Annotated in this window: 20 protein-coding genes and 4 pseudogenes; 12 read left to right on the top strand and 12 right to left on the bottom strand. The window is 40.0% G+C overall.

Annotation, left to right across the window (positions count from 1 at the left end; translation table 11 throughout):
• The first annotated feature begins 6 nt into the window (after nt 1-6).
• Complete coding sequence (locus WDV74_RS18045) at nt 7-1,422, top strand: transposase (protein WP_338885854.1); 1,416 nt, start codon at nt 7-9, stop codon at nt 1,420-1,422.
• Nucleotides 1,423-1,999: 577 nt separating this feature from the next.
• On the opposite strand, the gene WDV74_RS18040 is transcribed toward WDV74_RS18045, so the two are convergent.
• The 4 genes from WDV74_RS18040 to WDV74_RS18025 all read right to left on the bottom strand — a co-directional run bounded on the left by WDV74_RS18040 (nt 2,000) and on the right by WDV74_RS18025 (nt 5,118).
• The gene (locus WDV74_RS18040; protein ID WP_338885853.1) at nt 2,000-2,329 is read right to left on the bottom strand and encodes a helix-turn-helix domain-containing protein; all 330 of its coding nucleotides are present in this window, start codon (nt 2,327-2,329) and stop codon (nt 2,000-2,002) included.
• Nucleotides 2,322-2,708, bottom strand: coding sequence for a type II toxin-antitoxin system RelE/ParE family toxin (locus WDV74_RS18035; RefSeq protein ID WP_338885852.1), 387 nt, complete (start codon nt 2,706-2,708; stop codon nt 2,322-2,324). Before WDV74_RS18035 ends, WDV74_RS18040 begins: the two co-directional genes overlap by 8 nt.
• Before the next feature lie 670 nt (nt 2,709-3,378).
• A complete protein-coding gene (locus tag WDV74_RS18030; protein WP_338885851.1) occupies nt 3,379-4,467 on the bottom strand; it encodes a Replication protein in 1,089 nt (362 codons plus the stop codon).
• Nucleotides 4,468-4,854: 387 nt separating this feature from the next.
• Complete coding sequence (locus tag WDV74_RS18025) at nt 4,855-5,118, bottom strand: RepB family protein (RefSeq protein WP_074020948.1); 264 nt, start codon at nt 5,116-5,118, stop codon at nt 4,855-4,857.
• 1,231 nt (nt 5,119-6,349) lie between these two features.
• On the opposite strand from WDV74_RS18025, the gene WDV74_RS18020 reads away from it, so the two are divergent.
• From WDV74_RS18020 to WDV74_RS18010, 3 genes are all read left to right on the top strand, one after another.
• Complete coding sequence (locus WDV74_RS18020) at nt 6,350-6,616, top strand: helix-turn-helix transcriptional regulator (RefSeq protein ID WP_338885877.1); 267 nt, start codon at nt 6,350-6,352, stop codon at nt 6,614-6,616.
• A gap of 450 nt (nt 6,617-7,066) precedes the next feature.
• On the top strand, nt 7,067-8,284 hold the full coding sequence (locus tag WDV74_RS18015; RefSeq protein WP_338885876.1) for an AAA family ATPase: 1,218 nt from the start codon (nt 7,067-7,069) through the stop codon (nt 8,282-8,284).
• Nucleotides 8,274-9,254 carry a ParB family protein gene (locus WDV74_RS18010; RefSeq protein ID WP_338885875.1) on the top strand — a complete coding sequence of 327 codons (981 nt, stop codon included), beginning with the start codon at nt 8,274-8,276 and terminating at the stop codon, nt 9,252-9,254. The genes WDV74_RS18015 and WDV74_RS18010 overlap by 11 nt, the downstream gene beginning before the upstream one ends.
• A 355-nt stretch (nt 9,255-9,609) precedes the next feature.
• Here the strand turns inward: WDV74_RS18010 and WDV74_RS18005 are convergent, their stop codons facing one another.
• Nucleotides 9,610-9,810, bottom strand: coding sequence for a hypothetical protein (locus WDV74_RS18005; RefSeq protein ID WP_338885874.1), 201 nt, complete (start codon nt 9,808-9,810; stop codon nt 9,610-9,612).
• A gap of 11 nt (nt 9,811-9,821) precedes the next feature.
• Here WDV74_RS18005 and WDV74_RS18000 point away from each other — a divergent pair.
• The 4 genes and pseudogenes from WDV74_RS18000 to WDV74_RS17985 form a co-directional block, all read left to right on the top strand.
• Nucleotides 9,822-9,911, top strand: a pseudogene (locus WDV74_RS18000) (transposase); the annotation flags it as partial.
• A pseudogene (locus tag WDV74_RS17995) lies at nt 9,910-10,080 on the top strand (transposase); the annotation flags it as partial. The pseudogenes WDV74_RS18000 and WDV74_RS17995, both read left to right, overlap by 2 nt.
• 175 nt (nt 10,081-10,255) lie before the next feature.
• A pseudogene (locus WDV74_RS17990) lies at nt 10,256-10,471 on the top strand (IS110 family transposase); the annotation flags it as partial.
• 308 nt (nt 10,472-10,779) lie between these two features.
• Entirely contained in the window at nt 10,780-11,796 is a 1,017-nt protein-coding gene (locus tag WDV74_RS17985; protein WP_338885873.1) for an IS110 family transposase, read from the top strand.
• 366 nt (nt 11,797-12,162) lie between these two features.
• Here WDV74_RS17985 and WDV74_RS17980 read toward each other — a convergent pair whose 3' ends face one another.
• From WDV74_RS17980 to WDV74_RS17965, 4 genes are all read right to left on the bottom strand, one after another.
• Nucleotides 12,163-13,563, bottom strand: coding sequence for an ISKra4 family transposase (locus WDV74_RS17980; protein WP_338885872.1), 1,401 nt, complete (start codon nt 13,561-13,563; stop codon nt 12,163-12,165).
• Between the two features lie 23 nt (nt 13,564-13,586).
• Nucleotides 13,587-14,168, bottom strand: a complete 582-nt coding sequence (locus WDV74_RS17975; protein WP_338885871.1) for a recombinase family protein — start codon at nt 14,166-14,168, stop codon at nt 13,587-13,589.
• 144 nt (nt 14,169-14,312) lie between these two features.
• Nucleotides 14,313-14,846, bottom strand: a complete 534-nt coding sequence (locus WDV74_RS17970) for a plasmid pRiA4b ORF-3 family protein (protein WP_338885870.1) — start codon at nt 14,844-14,846, stop codon at nt 14,313-14,315.
• An 81-nt stretch (nt 14,847-14,927) separates the two neighbouring features.
• Nucleotides 14,928-15,095: a hypothetical protein gene (locus WDV74_RS17965; RefSeq protein ID WP_338885869.1), complete on the bottom strand. Its 168-nt coding sequence runs from the start codon at nt 15,093-15,095 to the stop codon at nt 14,928-14,930.
• A 732-nt stretch (nt 15,096-15,827) separates the two neighbouring features.
• Between WDV74_RS17965 and WDV74_RS17960 the strand changes: the two genes are divergently transcribed.
• The 4 genes from WDV74_RS17960 (at nt 15,828) to WDV74_RS17945 (ending at nt 20,819) form a co-directional block, all read left to right on the top strand.
• Nucleotides 15,828-16,712 carry a cysteine synthase family protein gene (locus WDV74_RS17960; protein WP_338885868.1) on the top strand — a complete coding sequence of 295 codons (885 nt, stop codon included), beginning with the start codon at nt 15,828-15,830 and terminating at the stop codon, nt 16,710-16,712.
• On the top strand, nt 16,709-17,341 hold the full coding sequence (locus WDV74_RS17955) for a serine O-acetyltransferase (protein ID WP_338885867.1): 633 nt from the start codon (nt 16,709-16,711) through the stop codon (nt 17,339-17,341). The genes WDV74_RS17960 and WDV74_RS17955 overlap by 4 nt, the downstream gene beginning before the upstream one ends.
• A gap of 6 nt (nt 17,342-17,347) precedes the next feature.
• Entirely contained in the window at nt 17,348-18,220 is an 873-nt protein-coding gene (locus tag WDV74_RS17950; protein WP_338885866.1) for a DMT family transporter, read from the top strand.
• A gap of 1,237 nt (nt 18,221-19,457) precedes the next feature.
• The gene (locus tag WDV74_RS17945) at nt 19,458-20,819 is read left to right on the top strand and encodes an L-serine ammonia-lyase, iron-sulfur-dependent, subunit alpha (RefSeq protein WP_338885865.1); all 1,362 of its coding nucleotides are present in this window, start codon (nt 19,458-19,460) and stop codon (nt 20,817-20,819) included.
• A 220-nt stretch (nt 20,820-21,039) separates the two neighbouring features.
• Here WDV74_RS17945 and WDV74_RS17940 read toward each other — a convergent pair whose 3' ends face one another.
• From WDV74_RS17940 to WDV74_RS17930, 3 genes and pseudogenes are all read right to left on the bottom strand, one after another.
• Nucleotides 21,040-23,937 (bottom strand): valine--tRNA ligase, encoded by a 2,898-nt coding sequence (locus tag WDV74_RS17940; RefSeq protein WP_338885864.1) that lies wholly within the window; start codon nt 23,935-23,937, stop codon nt 21,040-21,042.
• 26 nt (nt 23,938-23,963) lie between these two features.
• A pseudogene (locus tag WDV74_RS17935) lies at nt 23,964-24,086 on the bottom strand (DNA polymerase III subunit chi); the annotation flags it as partial.
• A gap of 29 nt (nt 24,087-24,115) precedes the next feature.
• A complete protein-coding gene (locus WDV74_RS17930) occupies nt 24,116-24,853 on the bottom strand; it encodes an alanyl-tRNA editing protein (RefSeq protein ID WP_338885863.1) in 738 nt (245 codons plus the stop codon).
• Nucleotides 24,854-24,886: the final 33 nt, after the last annotated feature.

Below are 24,886 nucleotides of genomic sequence, written 5' to 3'. Positions count from 1 at the left end.
CAGACTATGCCAACATTTTACACGTATTATGAACAGACTCGCATTACCCAGACGCTGATGCAGTTGGAAATGAGGTTAAATACCTTGCTTGATCGGGTAACAGCTAACATTAATGCTGATGCCAATGATTTCGTAAAATGCCAGCCCCACTCTAACCGTCTGACATGGAGTCTGGCGAACCGTTGCTGGAAAGCCGGTATTGACAACCCGGTTTACAGCCAGCTCAAGCACAAAGGGATTATTGAGATTATGGGTTATGTCAATCACAAAACAGGTTATCTCAACGCCCTTGAAAACATGACAACCTATAAGAAAGAGTCAGAGGCACGGGAAGGCGATTTGATTGCCTGTATCTTCGGCAACGGAGCAAACTATGGCCTACATCGAATAGCCGCCGTTTCCGATCGCAGCGTAGGGGCACTCCGGGCTGTCAATGATAGTTATATTCGACCGGAAACGACCCACGCTGCCAATGATATTATTTCCAATGCGATCGCCCGCTTACCCATATTCAAGTATTACACCATCAATGAAGCAGCGCCTTTTGGTAGTATCGATGGACAAAAACACGGTTGCCGGATAAACACATTCAAGGCTCGCTTTTCTGCCAAATATTTCCGCAAAGGTAAAGGAGTATCAGCATTGTCGCTGGTCGTCAATCATGTTCCGGTCAATACTACCGTGAACGCCCCAAATGAGTTTGAGGGGCATTTTGCTTTTGATCTGCTCTATAACAACAGCAGTGATATCCAGCCGCTCTCGGTTTCGACGGATAATCATGGGATCAATAATGTCAATTTTGCCTTGCTGGATATTTTCGGTTACCAGTTTGCCCCTCGTTATGCCAAGTTCAAAAAAATCTTTGAAGAATTGTTCGATATCACCTTGCTGGGTGAAAAACTCCATATTTCTTTGAAAAAACCGATAAAGAACAAGTTAATCATGGATGAATGGGAACGTATCCAGCATATTGTTTGTTCATTGAGCCGTAAGGCAACCAATCAGAGTACCGTGGTCAGAAAGCTGTCAAATGGCAAGAGAACTCACTCGACGTTATCTGCCCTACGTGAGTATGACAGGTTAGTTAAATGTATCTATTTGCTTGAATACATGGACAATCAGACACTGAGACAGTTTGTGCAACAGGCATTGAATCGGGGAGAAGCCTATCATCAGCTCAGAAGAGCCATCGCGTCTGTCAATGGAAATCAGTTTCGAGGCGGAAATGATTATCAGGTTGAACAATGGAACGATTGCGCCCGTCTGATTGCCAATTGCATTATCTACTACAATTCAGCCTTGTTATCCGGACTGGTAGAACGATTTGAAAAACAAGGTAACAGTGAGGCAATTGAAATACTGGCCAATCTCTCCCCAGTGGCCTGGAGCCATATCGGGGTTTGTGGAGCAACGGAACCATAACAACGATTAACTGGTTAAATAGAATAGCTAAGATTTTTTAAATCAATAGGTTACTGATTAATTGTCGACGCGGGCTGGGCAGTGGCCAAAATGAGTAAAGGTGATTTGGCTATCATAGAGGGGCTGGCTAAAAATGACAATTTACGATGTAAATTGGCTACCTAATTTTTGGCTATTTAAATTGACCGCTTAAAGGTGTTTACTGTTCCGTTACTCCCGAAACCCCATATCCAGTTGGCAGGGAACTACATCTTCGAAGAACAAAGCGACACACTCAGTCTTGACAGTCTGCTAGAAAATGTAGACCCGCAGCTCGAATCAAAGATGGATGATAGTAATGAGTATGATGTTTACGAGGAAGCAGGCTGATCATTTTCATTTAATATTTTGAAATAATTAAATAATTTTAACATCATGGAACTTTTCGCTGAATTGGGCGCAAACCCCCGTTAACCCCGGCTCACAGGAATGCTCTGGATCGTTTACTTGAGTCATCAGATAATCAGCCTTCCCAGCTGACATGGCTTCTGCAGTCGCCGGGTAAAATCAATGGTAATAACTTGCTGCAACAATCCAACTAAACCAGCAAAATTTCTGGTCCTCGTTTTTCAAGAATACGGAGCATTCTAAGAGCTGGGCCACTTGGCTTTTTTTCTTCTCGTTCCCATTTAGAAATGCTTTCTTTTGACATTCCTAATGCCATTGCCAGTACAGATTGGGACATTCCGTACTGTGTACGAAGTTGCTTTATCTCAGCCCCTGTCATCATAGTAACAGTTTTAATCTGGTCGTTGATTTTACGTGCATTGACGGCTTTTTTTAGATCGTTAACCAAGCTTTTTGGTGCAGCATCGACTGCGTGTAGTTCTTTCGCTAATTCAAGCATATTGTTTAATTTATTACTCACAAATGATTTCCTCTAAGATACCATAGGCTATTAACTCATTGATCTTCTGATCAGTGTAGCTAAGGAAAAGTTTGGAAAGCTGTTTATATGCTTCCAGTTCATCATCCTCAATTTCTTTTGCTCCTCTAGAGCTAACGGTATTCTTTGTCCAGCTATCAGCAAAAAATAAATGGTTATTAACCTTAAAGAAGATGATAACTCTTACGCCACCACTTTTACCTTTTCCATTAACCGCTATTCGTTTTTTAATCACTCCCCCACCCAGATCAGCTTCAAACTTCCCATTCTTAACTTCTTCTGCAGCATTTAATAAATGTTGATCGGAAATGTTAATTTTCTTTGTGCTTTTTTTAAACGACGATATTTTATAGAACGCCACAAATGCCTCCAAGTGGTAATGAGTACTATAGTAACAGGTACTGCTTTTAATGCAATAATTAAGCGCAAAGTGTTTTTACTTTTTTGTGGATCTTATGAGCGAAGCGAGTAAAAGGCGGTTCTCATAAATTAATGGGAATGAGGGAGCTGAACCGCCGAAGCCATAGAGGATCAATGGGATCTCGAAATCCCTCGTCCCTACTAAGCTAAAAAATTTATCAAGTGGTTTAGGCTTAATAAGTTCTGCCAAGGGCACGCAGTGGTCACGCCGTTAGGCGGGACGTATCTGCGCGTTAGCGGGCGTTTACGACCGCTTACGGGACGTAATCAAATTTATTTTTTCCTTGAACGAAGTGAAAGGAACTAACATCGAAAGTTGTAGCCTTTAGGCTCAACTCGATTTGTAATTCCTTATTTATAAGGCTTGTTTTGTTCAGGAATAAACTTCGAAATTAATTACATGTAAAAGAATTTATTCGAAGTTTATAGCTTATTTTTCACTCTTTTTTGTAGATTTCAGTTCTAGTAATCTGTTTTAAATACAAAACAGCAGAAAAATACGGGAAAATCATGTGTGGAATAAGTGAAAAATGACTTATGGTTGCCACAAAAAAAACACCAAAACCGTGCTAGGCACGGTTATTTTGATTATTAATCAAAGAAATCTTTAGTTAAGTCAGGATGATCCCTTCTTGTTCAAGTAACAATCGATAAAATTGCTCCGAATATTCGTTTACGTGAGGATACTGTGCCTTTAATTTAGTTTTTGCATAATAGACAGCAACCGGTGTTGTTGTTTTTTGCCACTCGACAAACATACACCAGTAAATTGAATCTGATTTATCTTTCTTTCGCAAATTATCAACCGAACGTTGCGTTCTATCTAGTTCGGCTTCCAGATTTTTTGATTTTTTACGATCTAACAACTCAATACTATCTTCAATTTGTTTGAGTGCTTCAGCTTTCTGTTCCTGTAAATCCGGAGCAACCACTGAGCGTTTAATCTTTTTCAGTAGCTGACGCAGCGCGTGTTTGCTTTCTATATCAATGCCTAATCGCACCATATTCAATAAATGACGCTGGTATTTTTTTTCCAGATTTTCAAGCTGACCACTTTTAATTGCCCAGTTTTGGAAGTCAATCAAGCTGCGCCGGATTTCGTCACACGGAATACCTTTAGACATAAAAAATTCCGGTTTCAACCAAATCCGCACGGGCTTATTTTGGCCAGCATCCCGGTCTTTATCCCTATGAACGACGATTTGCTCCAATTGCTCAAGAACGGACAAAGCATGAAGTGCCACATCATACGATTTACGACCGTTATCATATTCATGCAGTACTCCCATCGCCTTGGCGATAAATTCAAAGGGCACCATCACTTCAAACAGATAATCATGACCGGGGAAAAAATCCGCATTCGCCACGAATGCCAACGACAACGAAGTTAATGCTTCACGGCTCTCAGAGCGTGTACTGATACGCATGGGTTTTGGCACATAGTGCGGATTTTTTCGCTCGGAATACGGCGTATAGCCCTTTTGACGAAGCGCGATAAGAGCTCTATCCCGCCGCCAGTCATGACTTTTTAGGGTACGAGACAACCGAGCAGGCGTTCCTGTTGGGATTTTGATGTCCTGTTTCGGGATATTGCGCCGATGGATTTTAGGCTGCCCCCGACGTAAGGCGTTGGATTCACCACGCCGGCTACGACAAACTGAGGGGTCAAATGTTGATTGGGTATGTTGATTTTTAAACACATCCCCTGCACTTATGGCGGAGATCAAAAAGTTGCAATAGAAGTCTCATCGTTCTATACTCCTATGCAGAAACTACTAATTCGATTTCTGCAAGTGTGAACCCCACATATCTGGACAAGCCGCCAAGTTTGAAGCAGATTGTGGGGTTTCTTCTTTTTAGCGGTTAGTTAATCACGTTATTAACTGCCCGCATTTAGTCACCTTTCGGCGTGACTGACCAACGAAAAACCCTGATAAGCTAGCACTGTGAAACAAAAAATTCAATAAACCTTTCTAATTGTTTTATTCTCACCAATAAACCATCTGGACTTATCAAAAAAATAAAATCAGTAAACAAAAATTAAACAATATTCATACTAGCACCGGAAGAATAAACTCTCAAGAAAGTTATGACTTAACATCATTAGTACTGTGATCCGCACTGGCTCTTTCGATTAAGCGACTAATCATCTCACCTTGAGATACTCCCTCTACTTTGCACATTTTTTGTAACTGTAGCTTCAGTTCATTAGATACATATACTCTAATAGATTTATCATTTGCGGCTTTACGACGAGCAATAAAAGCCTGCTGTCTTTCAATCCCAGTTAATCGGTTACCTTTTCTGTATGGGCGTTTTGAAGAAGAAGTAGCAGTACTTGTTTGTGGCATAGAACCCCCATGCATATAATTCAAAATCTACTTATTGGCGAATAAATCAGTATATATCATAACCAGTTAATATGGGTTATTCCCGAACAATGCACAGGTAAATTGAGGTAAAAGTCACAGATACAGTTTGACGTCTTCTTACCTGACCGTTAGTATTTTTTCTACAAAAACGATCCATCGCCTATCAGGATCGCCTTCGGGTGGCGAAATAAAACTCCTGTAGCCTGAAAGGGAGAGCAAAATTGCGGTACATCTGCACACTTTTGGAAGCAGATATCGTCTGACGATGAAAGTTATCCTGTCACTTTATACACCAGACAGGCTTATCACATACATTGAGCAATATCCTGCTACGGTCACCATAACCGTTTTACCTTTATACGACTTTTACCTACGCTTTAAGTCACGCACAATAAACGTCCCGAAAACTTCGCGGCGTCACTTGCGTTTAAGCGAAGCGATTACCAAGTGACGCCGCCAGGTGATCAACGTCCAAAGCACGTCCAGTCTGGCTTTACGACCGATTTGAACCCCGTATTACTCAGTGTCACCACTTTTCATTGGCATTTTTCTGCCTTAATTCACTTATTTCGTTTGTTTTTCACTCACCGCCTTGTAATAGGCCGATGCAGTAAAGAAAGGAGATATCACACGTCACGAATAATGAGGCATTCATCCTGATTGAATCAGGCACTGAACGGGGAGTAAACCATCGCCGTGCTGAGCACGCAGCGAACTCCTGCAAAAACTCAACATAACCCTCGCCCTGCTACACATTATCTGACGCACCACGGAACGGTGAATCTAACCGACACGCAGGGAAAATGTTTCGAAATAAGTAAAATGAGTCTGAAAACAAAGGGGAAATACGGATAGCGAAGTGATCACGAACGAGAATAAATAACAAAGATTGATTTAGCCGTCCGTTTTCTCCCCTGAGTTTGTGCGCTTTTGAGAGGAATTATAGCCGTTAAACTTAGCGGTTTAGTTATTGAGTAAGCTAAAACAATCAGTTAAAGTATTCCCGCCATTGGCAAATACCAATGGTCAGGGATTTGCAACCCTGTGGACACTTCACTGGTAGGATATTTCTACCAGTGTGCCTGCGTTCGCCTTTTCTATGGGGATTCAGGCAGGGGAGGTTTCGACCTCGCCGGATGAGTGTCCCGGTATTGCAAACCCTGTCTGGATCGCCACCATCAATATTAATAAATGGAAAGGGGTAGCAGGAATGAATAACAATGTTAGAAATGACTGGCATCAGGCCGACATTATTGCTGCATTACGTAAACGCGGTACAACCTTAGCCGCACTCTCCCGAGAAACGGGACTCAGCTCATCAACACTCGCAAATACATTCAGCAGACCGTGGCCTAAAGGTGAATGGATCATCGCAAATTATCTCGGCATCCATCCCTCAGAGATTTGGCCTAGCCGTTATTTTGATCAGCGTGGTCAACTTATTGAGCGTAAAGTTCGCAACAAACCACAGAAATAACCCACCTTTGTTTTTTAGCCAGTTTGTGAAAATGATAAATTTTGATATGAAGCCGTGAGATTTAAATGGCAGCCTGATTTAGCCATTTTTAAACTCCACGGCTTTTTTGGTTTACTTTGACTTTGCGTGCTATCTAAAACCATACCCCCGTTTCTATGTTTACCAGCTCACCTTTTTCATGTGGAATTTTATGATCTCTCAATAGCCCCCCTGATAAGCAGGTTAAGCTAGAACACAAAATTCTATCCCCCCTCTGAAATTGATGCGAAATTCTGGCGATTTCACCCTGAAATTTTTCATTAAAAATGATTTAAAACAATAAGATAAAAATGAAATGTCTATGGAGAAAAATAAGCAAAATAAAGCGTTTTTCAATTAAAAAATTTTACATTTATTATTTTATGTAGGATATTTAAATAAAATCAAAAAACCTACATATAGAGTAAAGATATGAATGAACCCTATAAACAATTAGACAAGGTTGCGCAAAGGTCAGTTCGTCTACTCCAGTCACTCAGCGATCAAATCCAAAGCCAAAAGCAGGAGCTGAGTAAAACAACTTATTACCAAACGTATTCAAAAGCGGCTCTCGCAAAATTACCAAAGTTAACGCGTGCAAGCGTGGATTATGCCGTTAACGAAATGGAAGGACAGGGATATGTATTTGGCAAGAAGCAAGCAGGCTCTTCATCCAAGTACGCAATGACCATTGAGAACATCATAGATTTATACCATCACAGAGGCGTACCCAAATACCGGGATCGCTATCACGAAGCTTTGACTTTCTTTATCGGGAATTTGAAGGGCGGAGTATCTAAAACCGTCAGTACAGTTTCCCTGGCACATGCATTACGTACCCACCCACACCTGATTTTCGAAGACCTTAGGATATTGGTCATCGACCTTGACCCACAGGCATCGGCAACTATGTTCCTCGATCATAAGCAGTCGATCGGCTCTGTTGATACAACATCAGCCCAAGCCATGCTGCAAAACGTTTCACGCGAAGAGTTACTGTCTGAATTTATCACATCCTCAGTTGTTTCTGGCGTAGACATTATCCCAGCATCCATTGAAGACGCATTCATTGCATCACGTTGGGAAGAACTTTGTGCAGAATACCTGCCAAACCAGAACATCTATACCGTTCTGCGCGAGAATATCATCGATAAAGTGAAACACGATTACGACTTCATCTTTATTGACAGTGGGCCACACTTGGACTCCTTCCTCTCTAACGCGATCTCAGCCGCAGATTTTCTGATGACGCCAATTCCACCTGCACAAGTGGATTTCCACAGTACACTGAAATATCTAGCTCGCTTGCCGGAGCTGGTAGATATAATCGAATCGACAGGCGCATCGACTCGCCTCAGCGGCAACATCGGTTTTATGTCCAAATTAGTGAATAAGACCGATCACAAGCTGTGTCATAGCCTGGCAAAAGAAATTTTTGGTGGTGACATGCTTGATTTTTCTATCCCTCGATTGGATGGATTCGAGCGCTGCGGTGAGTCTTTTGACACCGTTATTTCCGCAAACCCAGCCACGTATATCGGCAGTGGGGAAGCTCTAAAGAATGCGAAAGGAGCAGCAGAAGACTTTGCCAAAGCAGTTTTTGACCGTATTGAGTTTATCAGAGTTAATAGAGGCAATAATGCAAAATAAAAAACGTCCAACTATCGGAAGAACGTTCAATTCAATATCCTTGAATACGCTGCCGGGAAACCAAACTACAGAGCCGAGTTTTATACTTGCCTCGGGACAAACAGCTACGTTTCAACTAGAACACATCCCAGCTGATAAACTGGAATCTGAAACTACCGTTAATTTTTTAGTTAACGGGCGAGATCAAAGTGCACTGACAAAAGAATCTGTCAGCGACATCATACGCACTATCAGTCTGCAACAATTCTTCCCTGCAATAGGCCGTCGTATTGATGGCAAGATAGAGATTCTGGATGGTTCTCGCAGACGTGCTGCTGCTATTTTCTGTGGTGTAGGTTTAGATACCTTAGTCACGAACACAAACATAAGCATCAATGACGCAAGGCAACTTGCCGCAGATATTCAGACTGCGAGGGAACACAACATTCGTGAAGTCGGCTTACGCCTGATCCAGTTGCGAGAGGGAGGTATGACCCAGAAAGAAATCGCTGAGTCTAACAACATGTCACAAGCCAAAGTGACTCGCTCAATCCAGTGTGCTTCAGTACCCAGCAATATTGTCGCCGTGTTTCCTGTTATGTCTGAGTTAAGTTATGCAAATTATAAAACGCTTTTGGACGTCACTGTTGACATAAAGAAAAACAAACTTTCGATTGATGAAGTCGTGAGCTGTGTGCGTGACGAAATCCATCATATGGATAAAACCAAGCTGGTTGCTCCCGACGAAATGAAGTCTATCATCATCAAGCTGTTTAAAGATTTTAGCAGCAACAAAGTAAAAAAAACCGCAGCAGAAAAGCAGCAGGTAAGCTCTCTTTGGAACTTCAAAGATAAGGATTCCTTTGCCCGAAAACGGATTAAAGATAGATCTGTTAGCTTTGAATTTAATCGCGTACCAAAAGAATTCGAGGAAGAGCTGGAAAAAATGCTCCAGATATTAATGCGAAAACACTTCAATTCAAACGAATAATTCGCCAGTTGATTTTATATATAACTAAATGAATTTATTTTGTTTATTTGAAAAATTTCGGGATGAAATCGCCAAAATTTCATAGTTGAAGAGCAACTTACTAAATACTCTTTTTCTCGCCCTAATACTATAGCCGTTCCCCGTATTAGGACATGCCCCCAATGATTAAATAGTGTGATAAATTTCCCACTTTTTATTCTGAGTGAAAGATGGCTAAAGTTGATGTGGTTTGTCGTCACTGTCACAAAATAGAAGCGGTTAAAGGACATGGAAAGGGACGTTGGGCATCCCCGTTATCACTGTTATGCCTGCCGTAAAACCTTATATGGTTTCAAATGACACTTGGTTGCTAGTACTACAGCCGTAATTGGTCTGTAAACACAGGATTATCATGACGACAATAATGACATTGTTGTGCGCAGTACTGATGTCGCCGCCGCCAGTCTGCCCAAGATAAAATCTGCTCGACGGTTTCTCTTGTCTTTTTCATCATTTTTGACAGTAGATTACGCAATTCCGACACGCTCAGGGCTATCTGGGCCAATAACGACAGCATAATATGTCGGTACCGGGCTTGTGCCCCGACAATACAGCACAGACGGAAAAACCACCCTGCTGGGTATCAGCAAGCGAGGCAACAAAAACCTACGCCGGTTATCCGACGATTAACGCGAAAAATGTCGTCCTGTTTTTCGGCGCAATCTGGGAAACGTATCCGCTTTCACAAAGAATTCATATCATTCTGGATGGAGCGGGTTACCACCGTTCAGAAATAGTTCAATTTTTTGCTGAGGTCCTGAATATCAAGTTGCATTATCTGCCGCCTTGTATCTTAAATGTAGGTTAAAATAAACACGATTAGATTTGGTGCGGTGTATGCAGCCTGATGCCGCCTAGGGTTCCTAGCCCGTCTGTAAGCGATTGGCGCATACACTCAGCCACTCATCTGAAACCCGAACAGTTGTCCGTATTCCATAACGTATTTGCAAGGAGGGGTAATAATGAGTCTGCCAAATCCACTCTGTGTGGGAATTGATGTTTCTAAAGCAACACTGGACATCGCTGCCAGTCATGAGTTTGCACAGTTCACTGCAAGTAACGACTCTGATGGTTTTGATGCCATTCTTGCTGAGTTGAGAACCCATTCCGTTGCGCTGATTCTGATGGAGGCCACTGGTGGGCTTGAAGCCGCCGTGGCCTGCTCGCTTCAATACCAAAAAGATTACGTCAGTGTCAGACCTTACTGAGGTGTTTCACTGATCAACTTTCACTTTTAACGACAAGGATGAATGCAGAAAGATTGCTAAGGCAATGATAATGATGACAAAGACAGGTAAGACCGTGACTTGCTAAACCTGATTTATGCTCTGAGCTTAAAGCTCGTTAGGAGAGTGAGGAGCCAGTCAGCGGATTACATCGAGGCCCGCAGCTCTGGCTGCAATAAGGCTGATGTTATGAACTCCCGCTCCTCACGGAGTAAGATGGGAATTCATCAATAAAATCCAGCCAGCTTTGGGAGGAGATTATGCCTAATCTCATCATCGGTCTTGATATTGCTAAAAATATTTTTCAAGTTTATGGGACCAACCACCGTGGCATAGCCACTATTAAACGAAAGTTACGTCGAAATAGTGTGTTGAAGTTTTTTGCGACTCTGGAGCCTGCACTCATTGGGATTGAAGCCTGCCATAGTGCACATTATTGGGCTCGGGAATTGAGAAAACTGGGGCATACGGTTCATTTGTTGCCAACCCAATACGTTAAACCTTTTGTTGTTAGTGGAAAAAATGATGCTAATGATGCTGCTGCGATCTGTATGGCAGTAACAAGACGGGATATTCACTGTGTGCCCATAAAAAGTGCTGAGCAGCAATCATTACAGTCATTGCACCGAATACGGGAAGGAGCTATTCAGGAAAGAACAGCTAAATCAAATCAGATCCGGAGTCTGTTTTCAGAAGAAGGCATCATATTTCCGACCGGGCTGTCTTCGCTAAAAAAAGGTCTCCTTGAGCTTATAGAGGACGGTGAGTCCGTGATAACCCCTATCCTGAGAAAGCTGGGCAAGATGTATCTTGAACAATTATCCTGTTTACAGGCGTGGATCGGTGAGCTTAACGAAATGATTGACAGATATTTCAAAGATAACGATGCCTGTCAACGGTTAGCCACCATTCCCGGTATTGGGCCGGTGATCGCCACGGCCATTGTCAGTCGCGTTGGGGATCCTGGTCTGTTCAAGAATGGCCGACACTTTTCTGCCTGGCTAGGGTTAACTCCCAGGCAATATTCCAGTGGTGGAAAAACCCGACTCGCCGGAATAACGAAACGGGGTGATAGTTATATACGAAAGTTGCTGGTTCAGGGCGCCAGAGCCGTGATTTACCACATAAACCGAAGGCATGATAACTATGGCGATTGGATAAAAAAACTGATGCAGCGCCGTCCGGTAAATATTGTGGCTATCGCGCTGGCAAATAAGATCGCCAGAATATCATGGGTGATACTAATGGGTGAAGAAAAGTTCAGAGTGACATCGTAATCACAGGGGAATGAAATTTATTTTAGCTGTATTGATCTTGCTAATTGCGCAGGAAAAGTGAGATGGGAGATCGGTCAAACCAACACCTGCAAAACCTGATATATCCGACGACCAAGAATGAATAAAGGTCTGAAGGCCGATAAGGAGCAGGTGTGCATATATCCATCATGGCTCAGCAGAAAATAACCTGCAAACACAGAAGCCGAATGTACGAACGCAATTATGACCGTCATTCAACGAACTTATCTTGCACATAAGCGGGAGTTCATGTACGGATATAGAGCTGCAACCTACCGTCGATGCCAGAGTAATTTTTGTCTTGCAAATGGGATGCGTTCATATAGAGCATAAAAATACGTGGAGCATTTATGCGGCAACCGATTCTGTCCAACAATGCTCCGTTTCGTCATTTAATTTTATGCCCGGATACCAATGCTCAAATTGGGTTTTCAAATCATCATTCAGTACGGCTGTGCGGGTCTGGAGTAAGTAATGAGCACCTTGCTGGCTCCACTGCATCTGCTGTTTTTTCACCATCCGTTTGGCAATCACTTCATTGATCGTCGATTCAACAAATGAAAAGGAAATGGGTTCACCATATCGGTACATTTCACCGTAATTCGGGATCATCATGCGGTTATTTTCAATATAGGTATACATTTCATCGATATGTTTTGACAAGGATTTCTTATTTTCATAATGCAATATGTCCTCATCACACATAGCGGCACAATCATCCAGGTGTTCTAATGCCTTCATCACATTTCCATGCCAAAGATACCATTTTGTACTGGTTAAAGAGTCCAATAATTCTGCACCGAGTTCAGGTGCGCTTTTTGATACTCCTTTGGCATATTGTTTTAGTACTGTCAGACGCATCGTGATATGAAACCAATCCAATACGTGCTGGGATTCGGGGTACAGGTTAAATTGCAGATCCCTGAGATTATCAGCACCATCCGATAAGAAAGTAATTTGTTGATTCGCCTGCATTCCCTGTGAGGATAGCTGGGCGATGAGTTTTCTTCGGGGATGATTTTCCAGACATTGCACAAAACCAAAACGTTTGGTCGGAACATTAGACGCGAATGATTTTCCGGCTATGACTTCGAAATGATGTTTTCTGTCGTCCCGATTTCTGACGTAGCCGCCATCAATGCCCACCGTCATCGATTTTCCCGGTTTAGGTAAGTTTTCCCATTCTCTGGGATCGCCGGTGAGAAAATCAGGTAACTCCTCTAATTCGGCCTCTTGTCTCTTGGCTGTCTGGCAAAGATGATTTCTGACGGTGGCGGCATTAACGTGTTCTTCCACCGGGAGAATATCTTTGAGCAGACTGGCGGTCAATCCATAAGACATCAGTGATGCCCACCGGGTTTCTATGTATTTAAGTTCCGGATGAGTATGCGTATCACACCAGTGATTGAGCAGGCTAACGGTTTGGGTTGAATGTTTCTCACACGCACACCGGTAAACCCGAAATCCCTCCACGGGAATAATGCCAAACAAGGTACGGTATTGAATGGTCTGTTTGCCTTTTATCCGCCGGTTTCGTTGACAATGAGGGCAAACACGATGTTCATTCAGGTATTCAGCCGCCTGTTTCTGGATCACCGATTGCTGGATAGCATTCAAAAGCAATTTGGATTCAGACAGGGAAAGCTCAATGTCATTGGGGGAATCCTTCTGTTTTTCTATCGTGAATAGAGTCTCAGTATGGCGATGCCCCGATTTATCGACCATCGCGATTTGGATTGTGAATTGCATGGTGCTGTCCTCTCGGGGGATGGCTACCGTCTTCCCCCGTTTTTTAGCTGGTGACGCAATTTATAATACGTAGAAACGCCTAACCCCACGTTATCGCAAGCCAGCTTTAACTTGATGCCTTTCGCTCGTAACGCGTCTATTTGAGGCAATTTACTGATCTCCGCAGGCGGCCTGCCCGTTCGTTCTCCACGCTGTTTTTTCGCAGCGATCCCTTCGGTTTGCCTCTCTCGAATGAGTGCCCGTTCAAACTGACTGAAAGCCGACATCATATGCAGTTGCAGCTCTTGCATAGGCGTGCTCTCGTTGGCACTAAACGTGAGCTGCTCTTTCAGAAAGATCAATGTAATACCTTGTTTACGTAAACGCAGGGTCAGAGTACACATATCCATCATATTGCGACATAACCGATCGATGGAGTGAACAACTATCGTGTCGCCGGTTCTGACCTGTTGAAGCATAGCCTGGAGCTGTGGCCGGTTGATGTTTTTCGCACTGGCCTGTTCGATATAGATTTTGTCAATTTTAATACCGGATGCAGACAGTGTCTCTTTCTGGCGATCAACGTGCTGGTCAACCGAACTCACCCGGATATAGGCATAGTGCATACTACCCTCAAAAGTCTTTAAACCTAGTAAAGATTTATAGAATACTCTATAAAATTAATTTTTCTGAGGTTTATAGAGTGTTATCGACTTGTTTTTAGCGCGGATGAAAAGGTATACCTTTATGGATACCGATCATTCTATCCGCTACAGCCCTATCACCATCGACTCCAGTTCCGGAGCATTAAGGTTAAGCTGACTTAATTGGCGATTCACCTTTCGGCGGTTGAATCGGACAGTATCCAGATCATCTATCAATGGGCGAATTTTTCTGACGGGGGTTGTGTCATCAGCATGAATAATTGCATTGAGTAGTGCCAGGGTTTTCATCGCTTCATCCTCTGGCGTGGCACCGGGCATTCTGTTTCCGGCCAAACAAAAAGGCGACTTCAGGCGTGAGTTTTCGAGAAGTGTTTCAATACGGATATCATGAATCCAGTGCTCGAAAAAGTTGTATTCGTAGGTAAAGCGCTCACCGGCATCAAATTCAAAATCATCCAGCGTAATTTTGTAAGGGTTATCCAGAAAGCCGATCCCACCTTCATAAGAAATGCCATAATTTTTGCCATCAATACGGAATTGATGCAGGTGATCATCCTGCCATCCTTGTGCTATCTGAATGATATAGTGAAAAGCAGCTAAAGAAGTCCCACCTGATAATCTGAATCGGTGCCAGACCATTGGACTAATACCTCAGAGGACAACTTTAACGACATAGGCTTTCATGGTGAAGCGCCAAATAAATACGATTTATTGCTTATTCTATCGTCGATTTAACAAAGTGCCCCACACATTTTTATGCTCTACTCCCTGCGCGATCTGAATAATATAATGAAAAGCTGCTAAAGATGTCTCGCCTGATAGCCTGAATCGGCGCCAGACCATTGGACTTGTCCTCCGAAGAGCCACTTTCACAATATAGGTTTTCATGGTGAGCTATCTGAGAAAAATAGGTTTAATTGCTCATTCTATCGCCGATTGAACAGAGTGCCCCACAAATTTTTATGGTCTCTCCTTCTTTCTGCTTTTTTGTTTCTGGGAAATCTAAATTCGCAAAAATGGGACTGAGTTTCTTTGACACTCCTACCATTTTGAAAAGTCATTTAGAGTTGTTTTTTTATAATAATGAGTCTTTTAATGTAATGACTATCACTTTTAATAATTATAATTGTAATTATTAAAAGATTAAATAATCGCAAACTTTCTTTTAATTATTTTTACCAATTTCTTGTTTTATGAGAAAAGTTAATATAATATTGCGAAAAAATATAATTGTTTTTAATAAAGTTGAGATTGGCGGGAGTCCTGTGATTTTTGATTCTATAATCAAAAAACTTGAAGATACATTATTGAAATTTATTTTATACTAAATTTAGTATAATTGTCTGAAATTGCATTTTTAAAAAAATCAATTAATATATTTCTGCGAGGGATTATTTGATTTTTAACATTATCTGATGAAAATGGTTTTTTAAACTAATGAATATTAACAGTGTAAAAAAAACATAAGCAGTATGGTATTTAATAAAAATACTAATTTTATTTTTTCTTAATTAACTTTAAAAGGTAACTATCATAGGTATGTTTTTCTTATGTAAAAACAATAAATTAGCACTAAAATTTCTTTATTAAATTTTACGAAAAAATCAATTGGAGTATATTGTGAAAATAACTAATTACATGGGGAATACCCCTTTAGTAAATATAAAAAACATATATGGTTATAATTATGGATCCGTTTGGGTTAAATTGGAGAAATTCAATCCAGGTGGAAGTGTTAAATCTAGAGTTGGGTTTCAGATGATATATGATGCTGAATTATCTGGAAGATTAAAATCAGGAGATCATTTATTAGAACCCACAGGAGGAAATACTGGGTTAGGGTTGGCGGTTCCTTCCTCCATTAAAGGTTATAAACTCACATTAGTTATTCCTGATAATTTCAGTAATGAGAAAATGAGTGTATTAAAGCAATACGGAGCTGAGATAATTTTATCTGATCATAAAACTGGACCTGGATCACATATAAGATTAGCTAATGAAATTTTGAAAAGTAGTAATAAATATATTTGTCTAGATCAATTTAGCAATTTATCAAACCCTAAAGCACACTATTTAACAACTGGAGTAGAAATAATAAAACAAATGAATGGGAATATTGCAGCATTTATTTGTTCTATTGGAAGTGGGGGGACTATAGTTGGAGTTGGTAATAGATTAAAAGAATTTAATGAAAATATAAAAATTTTCGCAGTACAACCTAAAGAGTGTGATATTTTAAATGGTATTTTTAACCCTCATAAAATTGAAGCTACTGCTGTAGGAATGATACCTGATTTTGTAAATAAAGATAAAATAGATGGAACTATAAGTATTGATTTTGATGAAGTACAAGAGCTAAGAAAACATTTGTGTAAAAAGGAAGGGCTTTTTGTCGGTATATCTTCAGGTGCTAATATATTAGCGGCCTTAAAATTATCAAAAAAATATACAAAAGAAAATAATATTATTACTGTTGCTCCTGATAGCGGTCGGAGTTATTTATGAGTCCTGAAATGAAAATGAATTTAAACTTTATAGTCAATGGAGTTATTTATAAAATAATTCATGACTTTAAAATATTTCATTTAAATGATGAGGATATATTGAATATATCAGAGAAAGCTAAACTTGATGCTATTGCTTTTTCTGAAAAAGATCCTTCAGCAAAAAACAATCCTAATTATGTGGCTATTTGTTATAGCTCATACTTTTCTGTTGTCTGTTATCGGATAGCATCATTAATGTATCAGAAGGGGCAGTATGGTATTGCTAAATTAATTTCTGAAAAAGCAAAAGTAAAAACAGGAATAGAAATCCATCCTGCATGTAAGATAGGAAAAAGGTTTGTTATTGATCATGGGGTAGGAACAGTTATAGGTGAAACATGTATTATAGGTGATGATTGTTATATTTTACAATCTGTAATATTAGGAGCATCGAAAATAGCAAATAATAAAGAAGGTAAACGACATCCATCCATAGGAAATAATGTTGAAGTGGCGGGGTTTGTTAGCTTAATAGGTGATATAAAAATAGGAGATAATGTTAAAATATCACCAAGGTTAATAGTAAAAGAATCAATACCCGATAATTCAAAAGTTATTAATATATCAAATATTTCTGTTGTAAGGTAATTTATCATGTTAAAACTAAGAGAAAAAGAAAGCTTCAATGTTTTTCTCGTCATCCTATCGATAAGTTTCCTTGCTCTTGGTGGAATATTTGTAAAAATTAGTGAGTTGGGACCTGTAAATACTGGGCTTTATAGAGTTTTACTATCTATTCCTATTCTTCTCCCTTTCATCATAAGTGATAAGGAAAAGGCCAAAATAAGTTTAAAAGAAATTTTTATAATTTTATTTTCTGGTATTTTTTTAGGGTTTGATTTGTTGCTTTGGAATATATCTTTTTACCATACAACTGTAGCAAATGCAAATTTATTGGCAAATCTAGTGCCATTTACAATAATACCAATCTCATTTTTTATATATAAGGAAAAAGTTCCAAGTGGGTTTTTATTTGGTGTTATTATAACAATAGTTGGGGTTTTTCTTTTAATAAAAGGAAAGGATTTTAATAACGGGTATTCTTTGTTTGGTGATTCTCTTGCATTTGCCACGTCTATTTTTTATGGGTTATTCTTATCTATCGTTTATAAGATGAGAGATAAAGTTAACGCTATAGTTATAATGTTTTATAGTGCATTTGGGACTCTGCTTGTTTTGTTTCCAGCTGCTTTTATTATTGAAGGAATTTCTATTCCGAAAGGATATAGTGAATGGTGGCCTTTAATATTATTAGCCCTATTCTCACAAATACTTGGTCAAGGTGGATTAAGCTATTGTTTAGGGAAAATAACATCATTATTAGCATCAGTACTAGTCTTGACTCAACCTGTAATATCAGCTATATATGCTTATTTTATATTTAATGAAAGAATATCACTCATTGAAATAATTGCCATGTTTATAGTTTTATTTGGTGTTTTTTGGTCGAAAAAGACGACTAGGTAAAATAACACTATATTCACAGGTACTTTTTTAGGGGCTACTAGTAGTCCCTGTCTAGTAGTCTGTAATATTATAACTATGAGTAGGAGAGAAAATAAAATATGATATTGTATATAATTAGACGGAAATATAAATGATATATAGATTTAAAGTTTTTAAATAAAACACATTGGAATCACAAATTGATTATTTAGAGGGTTGATGTATGAGATATGTTTTATATATATAATGTTTAGTTTTTTAAAAAATTATTATGGAAAAAATATGTGTATGACAATTCATCTATTTTCACAATCTCAAAAAAATAGCAATTATGGGGTTTTGTTAGATGCACTTTATTTTATTATGAGAGCCATCTGAATGTTTGTGTGTTATGCCATTATTACTAACAATGAAATCTATTATCTACAAATGTTTTTTACCAAAAAAACTTTATCCGAAAAATAGTTCTATGGATTAATTTTAATTTGTATCTTTGTGGAATTTTTCCCCATGATGAACAACGTTTATTTAAACGCTCCGGTTTGATGGTGGCGGAAAAATTATTTATTTCATCAACACATAGTTGATCCAAGGTAAGAGTGTGGCATCTATATAATATTGGCTTATTACTTGTTTTTTCTGTGATGATAAAAATATATTATTAAAACAATACACTTTGTGGTATTTTTATACAGCAATCGCGATTGAATACAATTATTTATTGGGATTGAATCATCGTGGTAATTATCCTATTAAATATATTTTCAATTATAATTTTTTTATGTTTAGAGTTTAAATAAATCAGCTTAAGGGTTCGCTATAAATAATTTTATCCGATTTATCTAAACTGAAAAAATAATGAATGATGGATGTAAATGAATTGTTATTTTAGTAAATATACCAAATGTATTTTCATAATAGTGAACTGATAGGGATAGTAACAATATTCTTGTTGTGAATCTCTATTATTGATATTTTTATAGTTTTAAGCTCTATTTACATTTGCGTTTGAATATTTTTAATTTTTTGGTTTTCTTATTTAAATGTATTTATTTTATAAAATTCCTAGCCTTCATTCTTATAAAAGTAACTTATTTTTATTGTATTTACTGTGGTTTGTTATGTGTTCATATTTTTGTTTTTACTAATATAAATATTTTTATAGTAATCAATTTTTTTGAATGATAGTAATCATATTTAAATATTAAACTTGAAAAATAAAGAATACACAAATTTAAATTATAATTAAGGGTTATTTATGAGTGAGAAGAAAAATGTACTATTATGGAATGAGTTTATTCGTGCAGTTAAGCAGGAAGTGAAACCCGCTGTAGGATGTACTGAACCGATTTCACTGGCTTTGGCCTCTGCGATAGCTGCATCCTATTTGTCGGGGCCTGCTCACCGAGTTAGTGCACTAGTATCGCCCAATTTAATGAAAAATGGCATGGGAGTTACTGTACCTGGTACGGGAATGGTCGGCTTACCAATTGCGGCTATTTTAGGTGCATTGGGGGGTAACCCTAATGCTGGTTTGGAGGTTCTACAGCAAGTACCACCCGATGCCATAGCCCAAAGCAAAACACTATTGCAGCAGGGAGCTGTCACCGTTGATATCCAACAACCTTGTGATGATATTTTGTATTTAGAAGTAACAGTATTTCACAAAAATGAATTCGCTACAGTTACTATTTCAGGCAACCATACTCAAGTTGTGAAGATTGTTCATAACAATCAAATTATTTTCGACAAACATTCTCAGACAATTAATGATATGCAACAAATTTATGATCATGAGGAAGTGTATTGTTTGGAGCAAGCAACAGCCTTACAAATTTATGATTTTTCAATAAAAGTACCTTATGAAGATATACGTTTTATTTTGGAGGCCGCTCACTTAAATAATGCCCTATCTCGAGCGGGACTCACCGAACAATATGGACTACATATTGGTATGACATTACAACGTCAACGTGATAAAGGATTATTAGCACAAGATCTTCTTTCTGACATAATGATCCGTACCTCAGCAGCTTCCGATGCGCGTATGGGAGGCTCAATCCTACCTGCTATGAGTAATTCAGGTTCTGGTAATCAGGGGATTGCAGCCACAATGCCTGTAGTTGTAGTTGCTGAACATTTACAGAGTAGTGAGGAACAATTAGCTCGTGCATTAATATTATCTCACCTCATCGCAATTTATATACACAATAAACTACCAACTCTTTCAGCGCTTTGTGCCGCAACTACAGCATCTATGGGAGCCGCAGCGGGTATTGCATGGCTGATAGAACCACGTTATCAGCCTATTGCGATGGCAATTTGTAGTATGATCGGTGATATTAGCGGTATGATTTGCGATGGCGCTTCCAATAGTTGTGCAATGAAAGTATCTACTGGTGCTAGTGCGGCCTATAAGGCTGTACTAATGGCTTTGGACAATAGTTATGTCACTGGCAGTGATGGAATTGTCTCCGATGATATAGATCAATCTATAGCCAACTTATGCTCACTTGCCCGTCATGCCATGCAGCAAACAGATACCCACATTATAGAAATTATGACTCACAAGGCAAAAATTTCTACTAACTCACTCAAGTCATATAGTGAAATAAAATAAATACAACCAGTTATACTGCTTAATATATGGCTGTAATTGAGCTACTTACAAAGTAGCTAACTTGAATTCTGGATAAGGGACTGACGTATTGCCTGTTCTAAGAGCAAAGTTTTGGTGAACGCCCAAAACCGTTCTGGGAAGGAACAGGCAATGAATAAAATGCGACAGAACCCTTTAAATCCTGTCTCCGGAGGCTATACAAATTAAACGAAAAAAAATTTTACAGAACAACGATAGTTGCTTTCTGTGCCAGTAATTTTTCTTTAGCTGCATTGTTTGTTGCCAGACGCTCACGCTCTTTGGCAACAACTGCTTCTGGTGCACGGCTGACAAATCCTTCGTTGGACAGTTTGCCTTCGATACCACTGATTTCTTTATCCAGCTTCTCGATTTCTTTATCCAGACGTGCCAGTTCCGCATCTTTGTCTACCAAACCAGCCATTGGGATCAGCACTTCTGCACCGTTGATCAGCTTGGTCACAGAAACAGGTGCTTCTTCTCCTGCTGCCAGAACGGTAACAGAGGATAGACGACCCATTGCCTGAAGGAAGTTCAGGTTTTCAGCGACGCGGCGTTGTACATCATCATTCGCATCACGCAGCAGAACTTCCAGTGGCTTGCTTGGTGCGATGTTCATTTCTGCACGAATGTTACGTACTGCGATGATCGCTTCTTTAATCCACTCCAGATCATTCAGCGCTAATTCATCAACTTTCTCCTGATCGAATTCAGGGAAAGATTGCAGCATGATGGTATCTGCATCAATGCCTTTAACCACTTTCACGCGTTGCCAGATGGTTTCGGTGATGAATGGAATGATTGGATGAGCCAGACGCAGAAGACCTTCCAATACTTCAATCAGAGTATGGCGCGCTGCGCGGACTTCTGCTTCAGAACCTTTATTGATAGCTGGTTTGGACAGTTCCAGATACCAGTCACAGAATTGGTTCCACGTGAATTCATAAAGAATATTAGCAGCGATGTCGAAACGGTAAGTATCCAGCGCTTCGCGATAAGCTTTCACTGTCTGGTTGAACTCTGCAAGGATCCAGCGATCGGCCAGTGACAGTGACATTTCGCCACCATTCTGACCACAGTCCTGCCCTTCGGTGTTCATCAGCACGAAACGGCTGGCGTTCCACAGTTTGTTACAGAAGTTGCGATAACCTTGCAGGCGTTTCATATCCCAGTTGATATCACGACCCGTGGAAGCCAGTGCCGCCAGAGTGAAACGCAGGGCGTCAGTACCGTGGGCTTCAATGCCTTCAGGGAACTGCTTTTCAGTACGCTTGCGGATTTTCTCTGCCATTTGTGGCTGCATCATATTGCCGGTACGTTTTTCCAGCAGATTTTCCAGCGGAATGCCGTCAATCATATCCAGAGGGTCGATAACGTTCCCTTTAGATTTAGACATCTTCTGGCCTTCTTCATCGCGGATCAGACCTGTCATATAGACAGTCTTGAATGGCACCTGAGGTTTACCGTCTTCATCTTTGATGAAGTGCATGGTCATCATGATCATGCGGGCAATCCAGAAGAAGATGATATCGAAGCCACTGACCAGTACATCTGTCGGATGGAATGTTTTCAATGCTTCAGTCTGTTCAGGCCAGCCGAGGGTGGAGAATGTCCATAGACCAGAAGAGAACCAGGTATCCAGCACATCATCGTCCTGAGTCAGAGTAATATCTGCGCCCAGATTGTTTTCGCGGCGAACTTCTTCTTCATCGCGACCAACGTAGACATTGCTTTCTGCGTCATACCATGCCGGAATACGGTGACCCCACCACAACTGACGGGAAATACACCAATCCTGAATATCACGCATCCAAGAGTAGTACATGTTCTCGTATTGTTTTGGTACGAACTGGATATCGCCATTTTCAACGGCTTCAATCGCCACTTTTGCCAGCGGCGCAGTGCGGACATACCACTGGTCGGTCAGCATTGGCTCGATGACCACACCACCACGGTCACCATAAGGAATGGTCAGATCGTGAGGTTTGATTTCTACCAGCAGATCCTGTTTTTCGAATTCAGTAACGATAGCTTTACGGGCGGTAAAACGTTCCATGCCACGGTATTCAGCCGGGATCTCGGTTGAATAAGCGTCAGAAGCTTCACCATTGCTATTGAACACCTCTGCGGCTTCGCGGATATCACCGTTGAGTGTCAGGATATTGATCATCGGCAGGCTGTGACGCTTACCCACTTCATAGTCATTGAAATCGTGGGCCGGAGTGATTTTCACACAACCAGTACCTTTTTCCATATCAGCGTGCTCATCGCCCACGATAGGAATACGACGGTTTACCAGTGGCAGAATGATCTCTTTGCCAATCAGCTCCTTGTAACGTGGATCTTCCGGGTTAACTGCAACACCGGTATCTCCCAGCACCGTTTCCGGACGGGTTGTCGCAACAACCAGATAATCTTTGTCTTCGGCTGTTTTCGCACCATCTGCTAATGGATAACGCAGATGCCACATTGAACCTTTTACTTCGCGGTTTTCAACTTCGATATCAGAAATTGCTGTGCGCAGTTTTGGATCCCAGTTAACCAGACGCTTACCACGATAAATCAGGTCATCCTGATACATGCGTACGAAGGCTTCTTTAACGGCTTTTGACAACCCTTCATCCATGGTGAAGCGTTCACGCTCCCAATCCACAGAGTTACCCAGACGACGCATCTGGTTAGTGATTGTGCCACCGGATTCCGCTTTCCACTGCCAAATCTTGTCAATAAAAGCATCGCGACCATAATCGTAGCGAATTTTGCTTTCTTCAGCTGCGATTTTGCGCTCAACAACCATTTGCGTTGCGATGCCCGCATGGTCAGTACCGACCTGCCACAGCGTGTTTTTGCCCTGCATACGCTGGTAACGCACGATCGTATCCATGATAGTCTGCTGGAAGGCATGCCCCATATGCAGGCTACCAGTCACATTTGGCGGCGGAATGACGATGCAGAAGCTTTCACGGCTGGTGTCGCCATTTGGCTTGAAATAACCACTCTTTTCCCAGTGATCGTAAAGAGGTTGCTCTATCTCTGTCGGGTTATACGTTTTATCGAGAGATGACTCAGATTGCGTTTTAGTAGCGGGTGTCTTTTCCATTTTATTTTGATATTTAATAGGTTGTCGGGGGTTGCCATGGTCAAATTAAAGCCGACGCTACGATAAAATTTATATCGTTCGTGAGCTAACTGTTTCAGATTTTTATCAATAAGAATAAAGTTTTTTACTTCATGAAAAGTTGTAGCAAACTGCGGAAGCCGTGCTAGCGACAGAACCATTATTCTCTTAATAAGATAGATATCTTAGATTTTCCTTTCCCCCCTGATTTTTTTTGTATTTCATATTTTGATATTTCATTCATATTGTTTACATGAGTCCCGCCACATGGAATGATAACGCCATCAAATTCCCAATAAAAAACCTCATTGTTTGTTGGTTCTGGAATCATTTTTATGAAACCATTAGGCTTTATTTTTGATGAAACTTTATTTTTTATTTTTTCAAAAATATCATTGGGTATATTATTATTAATAGAGAATGTCGCTTTAGTATCATTAATAGAACATCCTTTTAAGAAAAGATCCTCACCTGCTTCCTTAAAGCATTCAGTTATTCCATAAAATAAAAAATGGGATAGAGTATGATTTTTCATGATGTTATACCTTCTTTCCCAATCTATTTGCATCACTACTTTTTCACCAACACTAAATGTTACTTTCTCATCGAATGTGTGAATGATTCTTGTATTTATTTTCACTGATGGAACATTTGAGCATTTTGGGTTTTTAACAACTTTATATTCCCCAAGTATTTTTTGAACATTTGTAACATGTAATCCATTAATTATTCCTATATCATAAATCTGCCCACCTGATTCAGCATAAAATATTGTTTTATCAAAAATGGCGATATTATCTTCTGTGTATAGAACTGTGGCTTCCTGAGTTTTTTGATATGGTTCTTGATTGTATATACGTTTTGTCGGGGGGAGTTTGTAAATTTCATTTAAGTTCATAATGACTTTCTCGGTTTTGAATTCATAATTATA

Source organism: Xenorhabdus sp. TH1 (assembly GCF_037260955.1).
Taxonomy (GTDB): Bacteria; Pseudomonadota; Gammaproteobacteria; order Enterobacterales; family Enterobacteriaceae; genus Xenorhabdus; species Xenorhabdus griffiniae.
The sequence above is the reverse complement of the archived record's forward strand: the minus strand, read 5'-3'. Positions and strand labels throughout refer to the sequence as shown.

Coding starts and splice junctions, on each gene's coding strand:
- WDV74_RS18045 (WP_338885854.1), top strand. CDS start 7: ATGCCAACATTTTACACGTATTATGAACAGACTCGCATTACCCAGACG.
- WDV74_RS18025 (WP_074020948.1), bottom strand. CDS start 5,118: ATGCCACAAACAAGTACTGCTACTTCTTCTTCAAAACGCCCATACAGA.
- WDV74_RS18020 (WP_338885877.1), top strand. CDS start 6,350: ATGAATAACAATGTTAGAAATGACTGGCATCAGGCCGACATTATTGCT.
- WDV74_RS18015 (WP_338885876.1), top strand. CDS start 7,067: ATGAATGAACCCTATAAACAATTAGACAAGGTTGCGCAAAGGTCAGTT.
- WDV74_RS18010 (WP_338885875.1), top strand. CDS start 8,274: ATGCAAAATAAAAAACGTCCAACTATCGGAAGAACGTTCAATTCAATA.
- WDV74_RS18005 (WP_338885874.1), bottom strand. CDS start 9,810: ATGCTGTCGTTATTGGCCCAGATAGCCCTGAGCGTGTCGGAATTGCGT.
- WDV74_RS17985 (WP_338885873.1), top strand. CDS start 10,780: ATGCCTAATCTCATCATCGGTCTTGATATTGCTAAAAATATTTTTCAA.
- WDV74_RS17980 (WP_338885872.1), bottom strand. CDS start 13,563: ATGCAATTCACAATCCAAATCGCGATGGTCGATAAATCGGGGCATCGC.
- WDV74_RS17975 (WP_338885871.1), bottom strand. CDS start 14,168: ATGCACTATGCCTATATCCGGGTGAGTTCGGTTGACCAGCACGTTGAT.
- WDV74_RS17970 (WP_338885870.1), bottom strand. CDS start 14,846: ATGGTCTGGCACCGATTCAGATTATCAGGTGGGACTTCTTTAGCTGCT.
- WDV74_RS17965 (WP_338885869.1), bottom strand. CDS start 15,095: ATGAAAACCTATATTGTGAAAGTGGCTCTTCGGAGGACAAGTCCAATG.
- WDV74_RS17955 (WP_338885867.1), top strand. CDS start 16,709: ATGAGTCCTGAAATGAAAATGAATTTAAACTTTATAGTCAATGGAGTT.
- WDV74_RS17950 (WP_338885866.1), top strand. CDS start 17,348: ATGTTAAAACTAAGAGAAAAAGAAAGCTTCAATGTTTTTCTCGTCATC.
- WDV74_RS17945 (WP_338885865.1), top strand. CDS start 19,458: ATGAGTGAGAAGAAAAATGTACTATTATGGAATGAGTTTATTCGTGCA.
- WDV74_RS17940 (WP_338885864.1), bottom strand. CDS start 23,937: ATGGAAAAGACACCCGCTACTAAAACGCAATCTGAGTCATCTCTCGAT.
- WDV74_RS17930 (WP_338885863.1), bottom strand. CDS start 24,853: ATGAACTTAAATGAAATTTACAAACTCCCCCCGACAAAACGTATATAC.